This is a genomic window from Actinomycetota bacterium, assembly GCA_040755895.1.
Classification (GTDB): domain Bacteria; phylum Actinomycetota; class Aquicultoria; order Subteraquimicrobiales; family Subteraquimicrobiaceae; genus Subteraquimicrobium.
In genome coordinates this window covers 1-2,412 of record JBFMAG010000037.1, presented here as the reverse complement: position 1 = coordinate 2,412, position 2,412 = coordinate 1, and the positions used below count along the sequence as shown (strand labels likewise).

Below are 2,412 nucleotides of genomic sequence, written 5' to 3'. Positions count from 1 at the left end.
GATTATTACAAGGATTTGCTCCGAAGCATAAAAGCAAATTTTGATATCCACATTCACTCCTTCTCCCCTCCCGAGATCGTTCACATCTCAAGGATTTCAGGGCTTACCATCGAAGAGACCCTCCGAGAGCTCAAAAAAGCGGGGTTAGATTCCCTTCCAGGGGGAGGAGCAGAGATACTAGCCGATGATATCCGTGAACATATCAGCCCAAATAAGATTGGCACTCAAGACTGGCTAAAAGTTATGGAAGTAGCCCATAACTTGAAAATGCCCACCACGGCGACGATGATGTTCGGCAGTGTGGAAACCTTCGAGCATAGATTGAAGCATCTGGAGCAAATCAGAAATCTTCAAGATAAAACTGGTGGCTTCACCGCCTTTATCCCCTGGACATATCAACCAGGTCATACAGCCCTGGGAGGCGAGACTACCGGTGCCTTTGACTATTTAAAAACACTGGCCATATCACGTCTATTCCTGGACAACATTCCCAACATTCAAGCCTCCTGGGTCACCCAGGGAGCAAAAATCGGGCAGGTGGCTTTGGCATTTGGTGCCAATGATTTGGGAAGTACTATGATCGAGGAAAACGTGGTCAAAGCAACGGGAGTTTCTCATAGAATGCCCAAAGGGGAAATGATCAGAGTGATCAAGGATGCGGGCATGATCCCGGCTCAACGTAATACCCTTTATCGCATTTTAAAGATATTTTAAATGGAAATTAAAACCCGACTAAATTTTAATTTGGGAGTGGATCATGGAGATACCAGAGGCGAGTTTTGCCATCATCGGAGGTTCAAGTACATTTTCCCTCGATGGCCCGGCCGTCGTGGGTGGTGGGGTAATAGATATAATCGACTCTAACCTCACCATTGAAACCTCCTTTGGGGAGAGCCCTCGCTTCAAGCTCTTCACTATCTTAGATAATCAAAATGAGAAAAAACGGGTTCTAACCTGTAAAATGCATGGTTGGAGACCCAACGTGGACAGAGGTGAGGCCTCCAGTGGAGCATTTTGGGTACTTAAAGAAGCCGGAGTAAAGAAAATCATCGCCGAGGGTGGGGTGGGAAGCATAAACCACCTCCTTAATCCCAGAGATATCATTATCCCCACAGATTTTATCGATTTTACCGGTCGGAAGGGATTAACCATAGTGGGAGAGCACCTCTTAATCATGCGCCAGCCCGTATGTCCTCAGATACACGCCGCACTACTCTCCTCCGCCCAAAAATATCACCAAGGAAGGGTCTTCGAGAGGGGGATTTATCTGGTCACCGAAGGTCCGAGATTCGAGAGCCGTGCGGAAGTCTCCATGATGAAGCAATTCGGTGCGGATGTCGTCGGTCAAAGCCTTTCTCCAGAAGTCTATCTAGCAAGAGATATCGGAGCTTGCTACGCTGGAGTTTACATGGTGGTGAACTACGCTGAAGGGATCGTGAAAGAGTGGGAGCATGATGAGCTTAAAGATATCTTCCACGAAGAATCAAAGAAAATTGGGCAGATAGTTTTAGAAGCCCTAAGAAATATCACGGATTCTCAGAAAGACTGCGGATGCATGGAATTTCGAAAACCAACTCTATTAAGGGATTGATCCTCACCTGTATCATTAACAACAGATGGGTTAACACCATGGTCGGGGTTAAGTGTTCCGAAAACACCCCGAAGAACGATGTCGCGTCTACGGGGCAGCGCAATCGGCCGTTTACCCCGTTGGCGAGTGAAACGAGTCCTTCGGGGCCGCTCGGGTCTCGCCTCGCTACAAAACTGTGAGTATGTTTAAGAGGTTTTCATAGGCAAGGCTCCGACACTTTCTTGAGCACTCACCCCTTCCTCAAAGGTCCAAGTGTAAACCTAATAATACATGTAAACCTAATTCGTTAATAGTCCATCGCTTTCAATATGAGGAAAGGTAATGTTACTTACCGCTAAATGGGTTCTGCCGATCACCAGTGAACCCATCGATGAGGGAGCGGTCTTGATCTCAAAAGATATGATCAAGGCCGTGGGCTCCGAGGAAGAACTGATGAAGGTTCACCCAAAAGAATCCCTAATCAATTTCGGACGAGCCATCATTATGCCGGGGTTCGTCAACACTCACGCTCATCTTGAATACAGCGCCTTCAAGGGAATTCTTAAGAATTTATCCTTCTTCCCCTGGATCGTACAGCTGGTTAAAAAGGGCAGAAAGCTCTCTTTGAGTGACTGGGAGGTCTCAGCACTACTTGGAGCTTTAGAGTGCATTAAATCTGGAGTCACCTGCGTAGCCGATATTATCAGCTTCGGACCAGGATTTGAAGTCCTACTCCAATCGGGACTTCGGGGTCTTGCCTTTCACGAAGTCATAGAAATTGACGATACAAAAGCTGATCAGAAAATCTTGGAGTCAGAAAAAATCATCCAAGACTGGAAAGA

The 2,412-nt window shown here is 46.8% G+C and carries 3 protein-coding genes; all 3 read left to right on the top strand.

Annotation, left to right across the window (positions count from 1 at the left end):
- The coding region (locus tag AB1466_01705) for a CofH family radical SAM protein (protein MEW6188816.1) at positions 1-714 on the top strand (714 nt) is incomplete at its 5' end.
- Positions 715-757: 43 nt separating this feature from the next.
- Complete coding sequence (locus tag AB1466_01700; protein ID MEW6188815.1) at positions 758-1,591, top strand: MTAP family purine nucleoside phosphorylase; 834 nt, start codon at positions 758-760, stop codon at positions 1,589-1,591.
- A gap of 321 nt (positions 1,592-1,912) precedes the next feature.
- The coding region (locus tag AB1466_01695; protein ID MEW6188814.1) for an amidohydrolase family protein at positions 1,913-2,412 on the top strand (500 nt) is incomplete at its 3' end.

Bases quoted from the DNA above. Each gene is read 5' to 3' on its own strand.
- AB1466_01700 (MEW6188815.1), top strand. From the start codon at position 758: ATGGAGATACCAGAGGCGAGTTTTGCCATCATCGGAGGTTCAAGTACA.